Below are 15,972 nucleotides of genomic sequence, written 5' to 3'. Positions count from 1 at the left end.
ACAAGCTTTTGTTCATCGTCCCGGCGCTTCCTTAAGCCCGGGCAAACAACGGCAGATTGGCTTCAGCCATCAGGTGGCAAGCGGCAAAAACCTCCCCCACGCCAATCAGTACGGGCCGGTCGAGGCCGATTTCCGCCATGGCCGAAGAAAGGCCGTCCAAACTGCCGGCCCAGCGCCGCTCGTCGGCATTGGCAACAGAACTGACGATCACAACAGGCGTTCGTGCATCGAGACCAGCCTCGATCAGCCTGTTCTGGATTGCTCCGGCTGTCCGTCCACCCATGTAGAAGATCGTCGTTTTTCTTGTGTCTGCGATAGCCTGCCAATCGATCGTCTCGGGCAGGTTGCCATGACGCGAATGGCCGGTGACGAACTGTACGGCTTGCGCGTGATCGCGATGGGTAAGCGAAACGCCGAGCCGTGACGCCATGGCGCTTGCGGCCGTGATGCCGGGTATGACTTCGACCGGGATATTATGCTGCTTCAGATAGGCGATTTCCTCTCCGGCGCGGCCAAAGATCATCGGATCGCCGGATTTCAGCCGCGCGACATTCTTGCCGGCCTTGGCGAAGGTGAGCATCATTTCGTTGATATCCTCCTGCCGGCAACTTGTTCGGCCGCCGCGCTTGCCGACGAGCAGACGTTTTGCCTCGCGCCGCGCAAGTTCGAGAACCTCGTCCGACACGAGATCATCGAACAGGATGACATCGGCCGCCTGTAATGCCCGCACTGCCTTCAGCGTCAGATATTCCGCATCGCCGGGACCGGCGCCGACGAGCGTTACTCGTCCAACGGGGCGTGTCGGAGCTGGCCGTTTCATATCGACAAGCAGATCGCGTACGCACGCTTCAGTCGGCGCAGTTGCAAAGGCACGATCGACGAAATGCTCCCAGAAGGCGCGACGCTCTGCTCCGGGTTTGAGACGAAGGGCAATCTCCTCACGCAGCGATTGGGCGAGGGCCGCCCAGGATTTGAGCGATGCCGGCAGCAGCGTTTCGATGCGGCGGCGAATGGCCTGCGCGAGGATGGGGGCTGCGCCATCCGTCGAGATCGATACCACGACGGGCGAGCGGTTGACGATGGAGCCGAACTGGAACTGGCAGAAAGCCGGCTTGTCGATCACGTTGACCGGAACCCCGGCCCGCTGCGCGGCCTCGAAAAATAGCCTGGCCTCGGTCTCGTCATCGCAGTCGGCCACGGCAATGGCTGCCCCCGCAAATGCATCCTCGTGCCATGCTGCGGGGCGATGGATGAGTGCGCCTTTCGGATGCGCGGATCCTTGTTCGACGAGAGCCGCACAGGCCTCGCCGAGCTGTTCAGCATAGATCTCGACCTTCGCGCCGCAGGCAGCGAGCAGTTCCGCTTTCCAGGCGCAGGCGTCCGAGCCGCCGGCGACAATGACCCGCTGTCCGGCGAGCGACCAGAAAACCGGCAGTTTGGCGAGCGGTGCCATGCGGGCCGGCGTCCGCTCGGCAATCTCATTCGGCAGCGTCTGCAACACAGGCATTGATGATCCCCCTGATTTCGGCGCGGCAGGAACCGCAATTGGTACCGGCCTTGATTTCGCTGCCGATCGCCTCGACGCTGCGGCAGCCGGAGCGCACGGCGGCAACGATCTGGTTGACGCCGACGCTGAAGCAGGAACAGACCGTCGCGCCCGGATCCGGCATGTCAGCACCCGGGCGGCCGGCGATGATCGCAAAGCGGCGGCGCAGGTTGCGGTGGTCGGCGGTCAGCTGCGACACCGCCCAATTGCGGGCGACGGCAACCGGTTCTCTCGCAAGGAAGAGCGCGGCAAGCAGCTTCCCTCCATCGAAGAAGGCAAGGCGCCGGTCACCGGATTGACGGTCGGCATAACCTATTGGTTCGACATGGTCAGGGATGGCGAAGGTCTGGCGGCACCATGCCGTCCAATCTTCGAGTTTGTTGTTGAAAGCGAGTTCCAGCCTCCAGCCACCATCCGCCTTTGCAAGTGCCCAATAGTCCGCATCGGGAGCCTCGGGCCTCGCCATGCTAACGGCAAAGCCATAATAGTCTGCGCGATAACGGCTGACAGCGACGGCGACATTCTTGGAGGCGGGCTGACCCGAAACGGTATCGGTCGCCGGCTTTACGACAGCGCCGATGCGTCCCTTTGCGGAATTCTGGTCGCTCCAGTGCATCGGCACGAAGACGCTGCCGCGTGCCTGCCGGTCAGTTACAAGTGCGCGGATGACGGCCTTTCCGTAGGCGCTTTCGACCTGGACCAAGGCGGCATCGGCTATGCCGAGTTCCATCGCATCGCGCGGATGGATTTCCGCGAAGGGTTCGGCAATGTGGGATGATAGCCGCGCGCTCTTCCCCGTGCGCGTCATTGTGTGCCACTGGTCGCGGATACGGCCGGTGTTCAGCGTAAAGGGATAGGCGCCATCTGTTTTGTCGGTTGCCGGCGCCTCAACGGCTATGAAGCGCGCCTTGCGATCGGGATGGAAAAAACCACCTTCGGCGAAGAACCGCGTTTCTTGGCTGTCCGTCCCGGAAGGCTGAGGCCACTGGAACGGTTTCAACGCGTCATATGCCGGAGTACGCGTTTCGGCGTAGGCGCCGATATCGAAGTCGCGGCTGCCGTCATTCTCGAAGGCGGAAAGGGCCGCGTGTTCGGCAAAGATGTCCGCCGGCGATGGATAATCGAAGGCGTCGGCAAAACCCATCCTGCGTCCGACTTCTGCCAACTGCCACCAGTCGGCACGTGCTTCTCCCGGCAAATCGAGAAAGGGGCGCTGCCTGGATATGCGACGCTCCGAATTGGTGACCGTACCATCCTTCTCGCCCCAGCCGAGCGATGGCAGGAGCACATGTGCGTGCCGTGTCGTATCCGTCTTGTGCAGGATGTCGGACACGACGACGAAGGGGCAGGCAGCAATCGCCGCCTCGACCCTGGTGGTATCGGGCAGGGAAACGACGGGATTGGTCGCCATGATCCAGAGTGCCTTGACGCGTCCCTCCTCGACGGCGCGGAACAAGTCGACGGCTTTGAGGCCGGGCCTTGCGGCAATGTCGGGCGCATTCCAGAAGCGCTGCACCCGGTCGCGATCATCAGCGCTTTCGATCGCCATGTGAGCGGCCAGCATATTCGCGAGCCCGCCGACCTCGCGCCCGCCCATGGCATTCGGCTGGCCCGTCAGCGAAAACGGCCCCATGCCGGGTCGGCCGATGCGCCCCGTCGCCAGGTGGCAATTGATGATGGCGTTGACCTTGTCGGTGCCGGAAACGGACTGATTGACGCCCTGGCTGTAGCAGGTAACGACCTTCTCCGTCGTCTCGAACAGCCGGAAGAATTCCCTCACCTGCATGGCCGGCAGACCGGTGCGCTCAAGCAGGTCGTCTAAAGTCAGCGCGGCGGCAGCGGCAAAGGCTGTACCAAAACCTTCCGTATAGGCGCCGATATAGTTCTGGTCGATCGCGGGGCCTGCCGCGAGATGGGCGAGCAGCCCCATGAAGAGCGCCACGTCGCCATCGGGCCGGATGGCGAGATGCAGGTCGGCGATATCGCACGTCATCGTCCGGCGCGGATCGATGACGACGATCTTCAGGCCCGGCCGGGCTGCCTTGGCGGCAGCGAGCCGCTGGTAGATGACGGGATGGCACCAGGCAAGGTTGGAGCCGGTCAGTATGACGAGATCGGCAAGTTCAATATCTTCATAGAGGCCCGGCACCGTATCCGAACCGAAAGCGCGCCGGTGACCGGCGACTGAGGAAGACATGCAGAGACGGGAATTCGTGTCTATATTGGCCGAGCCGATGAAGCCTTTCATCAGCTTGTTGGCGACGTAGTAATCCTCGGTCAGAAGCTGACCCGAGACATAAAAAGCGACGGCCTCAGGGCCGTGTTCGGCAATGGTCTCGGAAAACCTGCTGGCGACGAGATCGAGCGCCTCATCCCAGCTTGCCTGTCTGCCATTGATCTCAGGGTGGAGGAGGCGGCCATCGAGATCGATCGTTTCGGCAAGCGCCGAACCCTTCGAACAGAGCCGGCCGAAATTGGCCGGATGTTCCGGATCTCCCTTCACGGTCACCGTACCTGCCTCGTCCACACGGGCGATCACACCGCAGCCGACGCCGCAATAGGGACAGGTGGTCTTGACCTCCGCTCCCATCATTCGGCCGCCATGACAAGGCTTTCGAGCGCGATATAGAGCGTGCCGCCCTCGTTCTTGAGGGGGATCGTGCGCACCGCGCCGTCATCGGCCCCGAGGGCTTTGCCGGTCTCCAGCGAGATCACCCAATTGTGCAGCGGGCAGGTGACGGCATTGCCATGCACAATGCCTTCGGAAAGCGGCCCGCCCTTGTGTGGGCAGCGGTTTTCGATTGCATAGACTTCTTCCTCGCTGGTGCGGAAGACGGCGATGTTCATATGCGGGGTCTTCACGCAGCGCGAGCCGCGCAGCGGAATATCGGAGATATCGCCGATCGGGTGCCAGTTCATGATGGTTCTCCTCACTCGGCTGCCTGACTGAAACCGATGGTCGCCATCGGCCGGAACTCATGCTTGTCCTTGCCGGAGACACGCTCCGACCAAGGGTCGACCTGCGCAAATTTCTGGGAAAAGACGAAGCGCTCGTAATAGGCCTGGCGCTTGTCATGGTCCTCCATGATCTGCCGGCGGATCTCGTCGAGGCCGATGCGCTTGGCCCATTTGTAGATGCGTTCGAGATAGCGGCCTTGCTCTCGGTACATCTGTGTCAACGCCACGATATGTTCGAGCGCTTCGTCCTCGGTCTTCACGAGGCCGAGCACCTCGGTGCCCTTGATATCGAGACCTGCGGCGCCAGCGAAATGGATCTCGAAACCGGAGTCTACGCAGATGACGCCGATATCCTTGCAGGTCGCCTCGGCACAGTTTCGCGGACATCCGGAGACTGCCATCTTCAGTTTGGCCGGCGTCCAGGAGCCCCACATGAATTTCTCGATGCGGATGCCGAGACCGGTGGAATCCTGCGTGCCGAAGCGGCACCAGTCGGAGCCGACGCAGGTCTTTACCGTGCGCAGGCCCTTGGCATAGGCCTGGCCGGAGACGAAGCCGGCTTTGCCGAGATCGGCCCAGACGGCCGGCAGGTCTTCCTTCTCGACGCCGAGCAGGTCGATGCGCTGCCCGCCGGTCACTTTGACCATCGGGATCGCGAACTTGTCGACCACGTCGGCGATGGCGCGTAGTTCGCCGGAATTGGTCACTCCGCCCCACATGCGCGGCACGACGGAGTAGGTGCCGTCCTTCTGGATATTGGCGTGGACGCGCTCGTTGATGAAGCGCGACTGGTAGTCGTCGGCATATTCGTCCGGCCAGTCGCAAACGAGGTAATAGTTCAGCGCCGGACGACATTTGGCACAGCCGCCGGATGTCTTCCATTCCAGTTCCTGCATGACGGCGGGAATGGTTTTCAGCTTCTTTGCCTTGATGAGGCGGCGCACATCGTCATGGCCGAGCTCGGTGCAGGTGCACATCGGCTGGACGGCCTTCGGATTATAGGCGTCGCCGAGCGTCAGCGACATGAGCTGCTCGACAAGGCCGGTGCAGGAGCCGCAGGAGGCGGATGCCTTTGTATGGGCACGCACGTCATCGAGCGATGTCAGCCCCTTGGCCGTGATCGTGGACGTGATCTTGCCCTTGCATACGCCGTTGCAGCCGCAGATTTCCGCATCATCCGGCAAGGCTGCAACGGCCGCCATAGGGTCCAGCGGGGACCCTCCCTGATAGGCCTGGCCGAAGATCAAGGTGTCGCGCATCTCAGAGATGTCGACCGCCTTTTTCTTGAGATCGTTGAACCAGGCGCCGTCGGAGGTTTCGCCGTAAAGCACCGTGCCGATAATGCGGTTGTCCTTTAGCACCAAGCGCTTGTAGACGCCCGCGGTCGCATCACGCAGCACGATTTCCTGCCGGTCATCACCGTCGGCGAAATCACCCAGAGAATAGAGCTCGATGCCGGTGACCTTGAGCTTGGTCGGCGTGTCGGAATGCACGAAGCCCGGCTTGGTATCGCCCGCGAGATGGGCGGCTGCCACGCGGGCCATCTCGTAGAGCGGTGCGACAAGACCGTAGACCATGCCGCCGACTTCGGCGCACTCGCCGAGGGAGTAGATGTCACCATCGGAGGTCTGCATGCCGGCATCGACGACGATGCCACGATTGACGGCAAGCCCGGCGTCCTTGGCGAGATTGACGTTCGGCCGAATGCCGACCGCCATGACGACGAGCGTGGCCGGAATGATCGTGCCGTTGTCGAGCTCGACGCCTTCCACTTTGCCGTTGCCGATGATCTGCTTGGTGTTGGCCTTGCAGATGACCTTGATGCCGCGGTCCTCGACCGCCTTCTGTAAGAGGTAGCCTGCGGCGGGATCGAGCTGGCGCTCCATCAGCGTCGGCATGACGTGCAGCACGGTGACATCCATGCCGCGTTGTGCAAGGCCGGCGGCCGCTTCCAACCCGAGCAGGCCGCCGCCGATGACGATGGCCTTTTGCCGCGACTGGGCGGCGAGCAGCATGGCCTGCACGTCGTCGAGATCGCGATAAGTGATGACGCCGGGCAGATCCTTGCCGGGAACGGGAATGATGAAGGGAACGGAGCCCGTGGCGATGACGAGCTTGTCGTAGCTCTCGGTCACGCCGTGATCCGACGTGACCGTCTTCCTGTCGCGGTCTATCGAAACGATCTTGTGGCCCTTGTAGAGGGTGATGCCATGGTCGATGTACCAGCCGTCGCCGTGAATGACGATCTGCTCGTAGGTCTTTTCGCCCGAGAGGACCGGCGAGAGCATGATGCGATCGTAATTGACGCGCGGCTCGGCGTTGAAGATCGTGACCTGGTAGCGGCCCGGTGCCTGTTCGAAGAGGTGTTCCAGCATGCGCCCAGGCGCCATGCCGTTACCGATAATGACGAGTTTTTCGGTCATGGTTTACTCCGCGGCTTCGACGAAGCGGTGACGTTCGTAGAGGAACTTCAGCACGGCTTCGCGGCATTTGAGGTAGGTTCGGTCGGAGGCGAGCTCGATCCGGTTGCGAGGACGGGCGATCGGCACGTCGAGCACTTCGCCGATGCGGGCTGCCGGCCCATTCGTCATCATCACGATGCGGTCGGAGAGCAGCACGGCTTCGTCGACGTCATGGGTGATCATGACCATCGTATTGCCGAGCCGGGCGTGGATCTCCATGACAGCATCCTGCAGATGCGCACGGGTCAGTGCATCGAGCGCGCCGAACGGCTCGTCGAGCAGCAGGATCTTCGGTTCCATCGAGAGTGCCCGGGCGATGCCGACGCGCTGCTTCATGCCGCCTGATATTTCGGAGGGGCGTCTGTCTTTCGCATGAGCCATCTGCACGAGGTCGAGATTGGCCATGACCCAGTCGTGGCGCTCGGCCTTGCTCTTCTTATTGCTGAAGACCTTCGAGACGGCGAGATTGACGTTTTCATAGACCGTCAGCCAGGGCAGCAGCGAATGGTTCTGGAAGACGACGGCACGTTCGGGGCCGGGCTCGTTGACCTCACGGTTTTCGAGCAGCACGGCTCCCTTCGAGACAGGCGTCAGGCCGGCGATCAGGTTGAGAAGAGTGGACTTGCCGCAGCCGGAATGGCCGATGATCGAGACGAATTCGCCCTTGTCGATGACGAGATTGATGTCCTTCAGGACCTCTGTACGGGCGCCGGCCCGGTCGAAATGCTTGTCGATATGGTCGAGCTTCAGATAGGCGTTCATGGTCGATCCCCTCAATTGGCCGAGGCGCCGCGCGTGACGAGTTTGCCGATGGCTGCCACGAGCTTGTCGAGGGCGAAGCCGACGACGCCGATATAGGCCAGGGCCACGATGATGTCGGGCAGGCGGGAGGAGTTCCACGCATCCCAGATGAAGAAGCCGATGCCGACACCACCGGTCAGCATCTCGGCGGCGACGATCGCCAGCCATGACAGGCCGACGCCGATGCGCAGACCAGTGAAGATGTAGGGGGCTGCCGAGGGCAGCATGATCTTGAAGAAGAACTCGAACTGGTTGAGCCGCAGCACCTCGGCGACATTGCGATAGTCCTGCGGGATATTGCGCACGCCGACGGCGGTATTGATGATGACCGGCCAGATCGAGGTGATGAAGATCACGAAGATCGCCGAAGGATTGCTGTCCTGGAAGGCCGCGAGCGACAGCGGCAGCCAGGCAAGCGGCGGCACTGTACGCAGCACCTGGAAGATCGGATCGAGGCCGCGCATCGCCCAGACCGACTGGCCGATAATCGCGCCGATGACGATGCCGGCTATGGCTGCAAGGCCGAAGCCATAGGCAACCCGCTGCAGCGAAACCAGCACGCGCCAGCCGAGACCGATATCCTGCGAGCCGTAGTTGAAGAAGGGATAGGCGATGAGATCATAGCTTTCCTGCCAGACCTGGTGCGGCGATGGCAGCGAGGCGTTCGGCGAAGAACAGAGGATCTGCCAGAGGCCGAGAATGATCGCGAGAACGATCAGCGGCGGCACGATATTGCGGGCGACGGCGATCGAAAGAAGCTGCAGATCGATCTTGCGCGCCGGCTTCTTTGCGAGATGGACGACATTGGCCGTTTTCGGCGCAACAATCGTCTTGATGGTTTCATTCTTTGCAAGCGCTGACATGCGTTCGCTCCTTGATGGAATAAAAGGCCGGCGCGCGCCCCACGCGCCGGAGGCGGGGATTACGAAGCGGCCTTGATGGAAAGGCTGTCGAGATAGGCAGACGGGTTTTCCGGATCGAAGACCTTGCCGTCGAAGAAGGTCTCCTTGCCGCGCGACGGCGAGGCCGGAATATCGGCTGCAGCAACGCCGAGGTCCTTTGCGGCGTCGCGCCAGATGTCCTCGCGGTTCACCTTGTCGACCAGCGCCTTGATGTCCGTATCGGGCGCGAGTTTGCCCCAGCGGACGTTCTCCGCCATGAACCAGGTATCGTGGCTCTTGAAGGGATAGGAGACGCCGCCAGCCCAGAACTTCATGTAGAGGTCCGTGCCATGGGCGACTCGGCCATTGCCGTAGTTGATGTCGCCCTTCAGGCGGCCAAGCACATCCTTTGGCGGTACGTTGAACCATTGCCGCTTGCCGAGGATGGTCGCCATTTCCTCCTTGTTGTCCATGCTGTCGCACCATTGTTGGGCTTCCATAATGGCCATCAGCAGGGCCTTGGCGGCATTCGGGTTCTTTTCCACCCAGTCGGCGCGCATGCCGAGGGCCTTTTCCGGATGGCCTTTCCACAATTCGCCGGTCGTTGCCGCTGTGAAGCCGATGCCCTGGTTGACGAGTTGCTCGTTCCAAGGTTCGCCGACACAGAAGACGTCCATGTTGCCGACCTTCATGTTCGCCACCATCTGCGGGGGCGGCACGACGACGGTCGAGACGTCCTTGTCCGGATCGATGCCGCCAGCGGCGAGCCAGTAGCGGATCCAGAGATCATGGGTGCCACCGGGGAAGGTCATGGCGGCTTTCACCTCCTTGCCATCGGCCTTCTTCTTTTCGAAGGCGGCCTTCAGCTTGGAGGAGTCGAGCTGGACGCCGGTATCGGCATATTCCTTGGCGACCGAGATGCCCTGGCTGTCGTAGTTCAGACGTGCCAGCAATGCCATCGGCACCGGCTGGTTGTTCTGGGTCACCTTGCCGGTGTGCATGAGATAGGGCAGCGGCGAGAGGATATGGGCGCCATCGATGCCGTTGGCCGCGCCGCCGAGAACCAGATTGTCACGCGTTGCCCCCCAGGAGGCCTGCTTCGCCACATCGACTTCAGGAAGGCCGTGTTTTTCGAACAGACCCTTTTCTTTGGCGACGATAAGTGGCGCTGCATCTGTCAGGGCGATGAAACCAAGCTTGACGCCGGTCACTTCGGGTGCGGCTGCAGCGGCGAAGGCGCCAGAAGGAAATGCCGTCCGAACAGCGCTCACGAGGGCTGCTGCTGCGGTGGTCTTCAGCATGCTGCGACGGCTGATCGCGGTCGTGAAAATCTTGGTCATGCGCGGGCTCCTCTGGGTGCTGCCGGAATTTTCGAAATAAAAAAAACGCCGCTCGGAGATTGCGTCCTCGGGAAGGGAGAAGTCCCGGGCAGCAAAAACCTTGCGACGTCGATGTCTTTTGTGAGCGCTTATTACGCACCCATCCTGCGCCCGGTCGCCGTTGACCGGTACGGTTTTAGCCCTGCAAGCAGCGTGCCAGTTTGTTGGTGTTTCTGCAGCCTATTGAAATTAAAGGAGATTGTTTCGGATTAAAGCTGCCGCTGTTTTTTGAAGCACGAAATCGCTCTGCAAAACTTTTGTGCGATTGCTCAGTCGCAGATCGAAAATGCTGCAAGCGATTTATGCAATGCAGCAACCTTTTCAGGTCTCATCAGACTGCGGAATGAAGGGCAGATCGCTCTTCACCTCAAAGCCCGCAATATAATCCGGCAGTTTCGATGGATCGAAAACGTGACCGTCCATGAAGCGGTCGTTTTCGTCGGCGCCTTCGATGCGCACGTCGGCATCGATGGGCGCGCTGGCCTCGCCAAGGGCTGCGCGATAAAGGTCCGGGCGATAGGCGGAAGCGGCTGCGCGTGCGGGGTTGAGTCCGAGTTCGGCCTGGCCCCAACGGATCATCTGGCTGTAGATCCAGAGCGCTTGGCTCGTGCGAGGATAGTTGGCAAAACCCGCATGGAACATGAAGTAATTATCGATGATGCGCCGGTTGCCCCTCGCATCGAGGCTGAACTCGCCGGCCAGTACATGACGGATGATGTGAACCGGCGCTGCGATATAGCGGGCATCCGCGAGGGCCTCGGCAAGCGCATCGTGGTTTTCCGGTCTGTCGCACCAGCGTGCCGCTGCGTCGAGAGCGACGATCAGCCGGGAGACCGTTTCCGGATGGCTGTCCGCCCATTCCGGGCGCATGCCGATCACCTTTTCCGGCGCAGATGGCCAGATATCCTGTTTGGCAGCGACGATACGCCCGGCACCGCGCTCTGACGCCACCATGTTCCAGGGTGCGCCGACGCAAAAACCGTCGATCGCGCCGGCAGCCAGTGCATCCGGGGTCAACGGGGGCGGCACGACGACGAGTTTGACGTCCTTGTCCGGATCGATGCCGCCGGCGGCGAGCCAGTAACGGAATTCGTAATTATGCGAGGAAAAGGGGTAGGTGACACCGAAGGTCGGCAGCGGCTCGCCGCTTGCCTTCATTTCTGCCAGCATCGTTGAGAGCGCCTTGGCGTTTTCCAGTGCACTGGCAGTTTCGGAAAGCCCGGCCGCATTCCGCATCCTGTCGAACAGGCGGGTCGAAAGCGTGATCGCATTGCCGCCGCGCCCAAGGGAGAAAGGCGTGATCGTCGGGGATGGGTTGGAGCCGAGGCCGAGCATGGAGGCAACGGGCATTGGCGAGAGCATGTGAGCAATATCGAACTGCCGGAAGGCAAGGCGATCACGGACATTGGCCCAGGAGACGTCCTTGACGAGATCGAGCGTCAGGCCTTCCTTCCGGGCAAAACCGAATTCGGAGGCGGCGACCAGTACGGAGGCATCGACAAGCGGGATGAACCCGGCTCTCAATGTTCTGTCGCCTTCGCCATTAAGCCGTGCGGGGGCGGGCAGGCCGGCGCCGGGGCCGAGATTTGTCGTCATCATATTCACTCCGGCTTCCTCCGGACATCAGCACACGGAGCCGCCATCACATCAAAAGCCCCGCCGCCGTGACGACGCTCTGGGCGATGTCGGACATTTTCTTCTTCTCGTTCATGGCCGTCTGGCGAAGCAGTGCGAATGCCTCTTCCTCCGACAGTCCACGCATCTTCATCAATATGCCCTTGGCGCGTTCCACCACTTTGCGTTCTTCGAGCGCCGATTTGGCGTCGGCAAGTTCGCGCTGCAGTCGGCTGAAGGCATTGAAGCGGCTGACCGCCATATCAAGAATGGGTTTGACACGCTCCTTCTTCAACCCGTCGACGATGTAGGCCGAAACGCCCGCATCCACTGCGGCCTCGATGGAGGCCGTGTCGGAACGGTCGACGAACATGGCGATCGGCCGGCCGACGGTGCGGGTGAGCTGGAACAGATGCTCCATCATGTCGCGATTGGGGTTCTCGATATCGATGATGATGACATCGGGCCGTAGCGTATCGATGATGCGCGCCACGCCCTGAACTTCGTGAATGACAGTCACGCGCGCATGGCCAGCCTCCCGCAGCCCCTCTTCGATGATGGAGGCGCGAATGGTATTTTCATCGATCACTAGAATGGTCAGATCGAGCCGGCTCATTGCGCATTTATGACGCAGCGCAGCAAGGCGCACAAGCTATAAAGGCAAAATTTTAGGCATAAATGCAAAATGATAAAAAAATGATCATTTTGCTTCATGTGTGTGCAGCGTATGATCCGCGTATGGCCTTTCGAAAAGAGGCCGTAGCGTCCACACCCTTGTCGGACACTGCGCGACCTATGCCTCAGTATAATGCACGGCCCGATCCATCGCTGTTATCGTCGGGCGATCTTGAAGACGGAGAGCTGACATGAGCGATGAACGTCCTGTTGGTGTTGAGGAATACGGGCGTCCCGCAGGGGGATGGGACGCGCTGAAGGCGGTGGCGAAGACGCTGAAGCATCAGCAGATTGTCGCGCAGGGCAGCGCCACCCTGCTCAAGGCAAACCAGCCGGAAGGTTTTGATTGCCCGGGCTGCGCCTGGCCCGATCCCAAGCACACATCTTCGTTTGAATTTTGCGAAAACGGCGCAAAGGCGATCACCTGGGAATCGACCGCTCGTCGCGTCCCGCCGGAATTCTTTGCCGAGCATACCGTCTCCGAACTTTGGGGATGGATCGATCACAAGCTCGAGGATCAGGGTCGCCTGACGCATCCGCTGAAATACAACGGCGTCACCGACAAATATGAGGCTATCGACTGGGACGACGCTTTCAGCCTGATTGGCGCCGAGCTCAACAAGCTTGCAAGCCCGGATGAGGCCGAATTTTACACATCCGGCCGTGCTTCAAACGAGGCGGCTTTTCTTTATCAGCTTTTCGTGCGCGCCTATGGCACGAACAATTTCCCCGATTGCTCGAACATGTGCCACGAAGCGACCAGCGTCGGCCTGCCGTTGTCTCTCGGCGTTGGCAAGGGTACGGTGACGCTTGAGGATTTCGATCATGCCGATGCCATTTTCAGCTTCGGCCACAATCCCGGCACCAACCATCCGCGCATGATGACGACATTGCATGAGGCGTCCCGGCGCGGCGTTCCGATCATCGTCTTTAATCCGCTGAAGGAGCGGGCGCTGGAGCGTTTTGCCGCGCCGCAGAACCCGGTGGAGATGGTGACCTTCTCCTCGACGCCGATCGCATCAGCCTATCACCAGCTCCGCACCGGCGGCGATCTCGCCGCCCTCAAGGGTCTCATGAAGCTGATTTTCGAGCGTGACGAGGCTGATACCGCTGCTGGCGGCGAGGGCGTTCTCGACCGGGCCTTCATTGCCGAACATACCGCCGGTATCGAGGATCTGAAGGTTGATCTCGCCAATACCAGCTGGAGCCATATTCTCAGCGTCTCCGGCCTGACAATGGAAGCGCTGGCGAGCGCCGTCGATGTCTACCTCAACGCCCGAAACGTCATCCTCTGCTACGGCATGGGCATTACCCAGCATGCCAACGGTACGGCCAATGTCCAGCAGCTTGCCAATTTTCTGATGCTGCGCGGCAATATTGGCCGCCCGGGCGCCGGCCTGTGCCCGCTGCGCGGTCATTCCAACGTGCAGGGCGACAGAACCGTCGGTATCACCGAAATTCCGAACACGGCGCTGATCGACGGTATGGAACGTGCCTTTGGTTTCCGGCCTTCCGACAGAAAAGGGCACAATGCAATCGAATCCATCGAAGCGATCGCTGCCGGTCGGTCTAAAGCCCTGATCTGCCTCGGCGGGAATCTGGCCGTTGCCATGTCCGATCCGGATGTCACTTTCGAAGCGATGCGCAAGCTCGATCTTGCCGTCCATATTGCGACCAAGCTCAATCGCTCACATCTGCTGACGGCAAAGACCTCGATCATTCTTCCCTGCCTCGGGCGGACCGACCTCGACACCCAGGCATCAGGCCCGCAGGCGGTGACGGTGGAAGATTCCATGTCGATGGTGCATGCATCGCGCGGCTTCCTGAAGCCGCCGAGCGAGTTGCTGAAGTCCGAGCCTGCCATCATCGCAGGTATTGCGATGGCAACGCTGGGTACAAAATATGGCATCGACTGGCCCGGGCTGGTCGCCAATTACGACCGGATACGCGACAAGATCGAAGTGGTCTTTCCGGATTTTCATGAGTTCAACAGTCGCGTCCGTGTTCGCGGCGGCTTCCGGCTCGATGTTCCGGCCTCCTATCGCGTCTGGAAGACGGCAAGCGGAAAGGCGAATTTCCTTGTCGCGCCCGGTCTCGACGAAGATCCCCGCCTGAAGGACCCGACGACATTGGTGCTGACGACGCTGCGAAGCCACGATCAGTATAACACGACCGTCTATGGTCTCGATGATCGCTATCGCGGTATCTTCGGCCGCCGTGACGTCATCTTCATGAGCAGTCAGGATCTTGCTGAACGAGGCCTGCGTGATGGAGACCGGATCGATATCCGTTCAGCCACTGGCAACGGCGGCGGGAAAACCGTCATCGGTTTCACGGCGGTCGAATATAGTATCCCCGTCGGTTCGGTGGCGGGCTATTATCCGGAAATGAATGCGGTGATCGCGCTCGGTCACTATGATCGCAAGTCAGGCACACCGAGCTACAAAGGCGTTCCCGTCACGATCGCCAAGAGCGAGGTTCAGGCTGCGGCTTAGCTGGAAGCCGCGACGGTCACGCCCGTACTTTCGCGGGCGATGACCTCGAAGCCGAGGTCGATCTGGTTCGGTGGCTGGCGGCTCGCCGAATTGAGGGCTGCCAGCACCTTTTCGGCGGCAAGCTTGCCCGTCTCGAAACGTCTCGTCATGATCGATGAGAGGGACGGTGACGCACAGGCGGAAAATTCCAGATCATGAAAACCAATGATGGCGATATCGTCTGGCACGCGGATGCCGCGCTTGCGGCACTCTTGCATGGCGCCGAGCGCCACGTTGTCGTCGGTGCAGAAAATCGCCTCGGGGCGGTCGCCGCGTTCATGCATCAGGGCTAGGAGATCGGAACCGAGCGCAACCGAGCTGTGCCGCGGCCGCTGGGTGACGATCTCAAGGTTCTCCAGGCCTGCTTCCTGCATCGCCAGGCGATAGCCGTCGAAGCGAGACTGGGAACGATGGTCGAGGTTGCCAGCCAGGAAGGCGATACGATGGAAGCCACGGTCGATGAGATGTTGCGTCGCCGCCTGCCCGGCGCGGTCTTGCAGCATGCCGATATTGAGGTCGATCGGATCTGGCGACAACTCGAATGTCTCGACAACTGGCAGGTGTGCCCGCGTCAGAAGGTGATGGGAAAGCGGCGTATGATGGATGCCGGCGATGATGATCGCTTCGACCCGTTGGCCGAGCAACACCTTGATGGCGTTTTCCTCTTCCTGCTCGGAATACCGGCTGTTGACGACGATGACCTGAAAGCCCGCCCCGACGAGCACGTCGTGCAGTGCGAAGAGATATTCGGCAAAGATGACGTTATAGAGGGTCGGCACGATGACGCCGATCGCATGCGTACGCGAAGAGGCAAGGCGGCTGGCCGCGATGTTCGGCACATAGCCGAGTTCCTGAACGGCAGCATTGACACGCCGCCGCAGCGCCTCCGAGACCGCATCGGGCTTGCGAAGTACGCGTGATACTGTAATCGGGCTGACGCCGGCCAGATTTGCCACGTCATCCAAAGTTATTCTACGCATTGCCGTCTCGCTTTATACCACAAAGTCATACCGATCCGTAATTTATCTCGCAAGTGCGAAATATTTCTTCTCGGTACTTACAGTTGACAGCGCTAGCAAATCCGATTTGACAGCGCTGTCAACTATGTTAGGCTCAAAGTGC

Annotated in this window: 11 protein-coding genes; 1 reads left to right on the top strand and 10 read right to left on the bottom strand. The window is 60.8% G+C overall.

Going from position 1 to position 15,972, the window contains the following annotated elements; genetic code table 11:
• Positions 1-31: 31 nt before the first annotated feature.
• From cysG to FHT82_RS17090, 9 genes are all read right to left on the bottom strand, one after another.
• The gene (cysG, locus tag FHT82_RS17130) at positions 32-1,507 is read right to left on the bottom strand and encodes a siroheme synthase CysG (protein ID WP_183733192.1); all 1,476 of its coding nucleotides are present in this window, start codon (positions 1,505-1,507) and stop codon (positions 32-34) included.
• The gene (locus FHT82_RS17125) at positions 1,479-4,136 is read right to left on the bottom strand and encodes a nitrate reductase (RefSeq protein WP_183734179.1); all 2,658 of its coding nucleotides are present in this window, start codon (positions 4,134-4,136) and stop codon (positions 1,479-1,481) included. Before FHT82_RS17125 ends, cysG begins: the two co-directional genes overlap by 29 nt.
• Positions 4,136-4,465 carry a nitrite reductase small subunit NirD gene (gene nirD / locus FHT82_RS17120; RefSeq protein ID WP_183733189.1) on the bottom strand — a complete coding sequence of 110 codons (330 nt, stop codon included), beginning with the start codon at positions 4,463-4,465 and terminating at the stop codon, positions 4,136-4,138. Before nirD ends, FHT82_RS17125 begins: the two co-directional genes overlap by 1 nt.
• 11 nt (positions 4,466-4,476) lie before the next feature.
• The gene (gene nirB, locus FHT82_RS17115) at positions 4,477-6,927 is read right to left on the bottom strand and encodes a nitrite reductase large subunit NirB (protein WP_183733186.1); all 2,451 of its coding nucleotides are present in this window, start codon (positions 6,925-6,927) and stop codon (positions 4,477-4,479) included.
• 3 nt (positions 6,928-6,930) lie between these two features.
• Positions 6,931-7,728, bottom strand: coding sequence for an ABC transporter ATP-binding protein (locus tag FHT82_RS17110; RefSeq protein WP_007816841.1), 798 nt, complete (start codon positions 7,726-7,728; stop codon positions 6,931-6,933).
• An 11-nt stretch (positions 7,729-7,739) separates the two neighbouring features.
• Complete coding sequence (ntrB, locus tag FHT82_RS17105; RefSeq protein WP_183733183.1) at positions 7,740-8,630, bottom strand: nitrate ABC transporter permease; 891 nt, start codon at positions 8,628-8,630, stop codon at positions 7,740-7,742.
• Between the two features lie 59 nt (positions 8,631-8,689).
• The gene (locus tag FHT82_RS17100) at positions 8,690-9,988 is read right to left on the bottom strand and encodes a CmpA/NrtA family ABC transporter substrate-binding protein (protein WP_183733180.1); all 1,299 of its coding nucleotides are present in this window, start codon (positions 9,986-9,988) and stop codon (positions 8,690-8,692) included.
• 360 nt (positions 9,989-10,348) lie between these two features.
• Entirely contained in the window at positions 10,349-11,623 is a 1,275-nt protein-coding gene (locus FHT82_RS17095; RefSeq protein WP_183734177.1) for a CmpA/NrtA family ABC transporter substrate-binding protein, read from the bottom strand.
• A 46-nt stretch (positions 11,624-11,669) separates the two neighbouring features.
• Positions 11,670-12,257, bottom strand: a complete 588-nt coding sequence (locus FHT82_RS17090) for an ANTAR domain-containing response regulator (protein ID WP_007816832.1) — start codon at positions 12,255-12,257, stop codon at positions 11,670-11,672.
• Between the two features lie 250 nt (positions 12,258-12,507).
• On the opposite strand from FHT82_RS17090, the gene FHT82_RS17085 reads away from it, so the two are divergent.
• Positions 12,508-14,811: an FdhF/YdeP family oxidoreductase gene (locus tag FHT82_RS17085; protein WP_183733177.1), complete on the top strand. Its 2,304-nt coding sequence runs from the start codon at positions 12,508-12,510 to the stop codon at positions 14,809-14,811.
• On the opposite strand, the gene FHT82_RS17080 is transcribed toward FHT82_RS17085, so the two are convergent.
• On the bottom strand, positions 14,808-15,830 hold the full coding sequence (locus tag FHT82_RS17080) for a LacI family DNA-binding transcriptional regulator (protein WP_183733174.1): 1,023 nt from the start codon (positions 15,828-15,830) through the stop codon (positions 14,808-14,810). The genes FHT82_RS17085 and FHT82_RS17080 overlap by 4 nt on opposite strands.
• Between the last annotated feature and the right edge of the window lie 142 nt (positions 15,831-15,972).

It is taken from the genome of Rhizobium sp. BK275, from assembly GCF_014193555.1.
Classification (GTDB): domain Bacteria; phylum Pseudomonadota; class Alphaproteobacteria; order Rhizobiales; family Rhizobiaceae; genus Rhizobium.
Note: the sequence above shows the minus strand (reverse complement) of the source record. Positions and strands in the feature narration are given on the sequence as shown.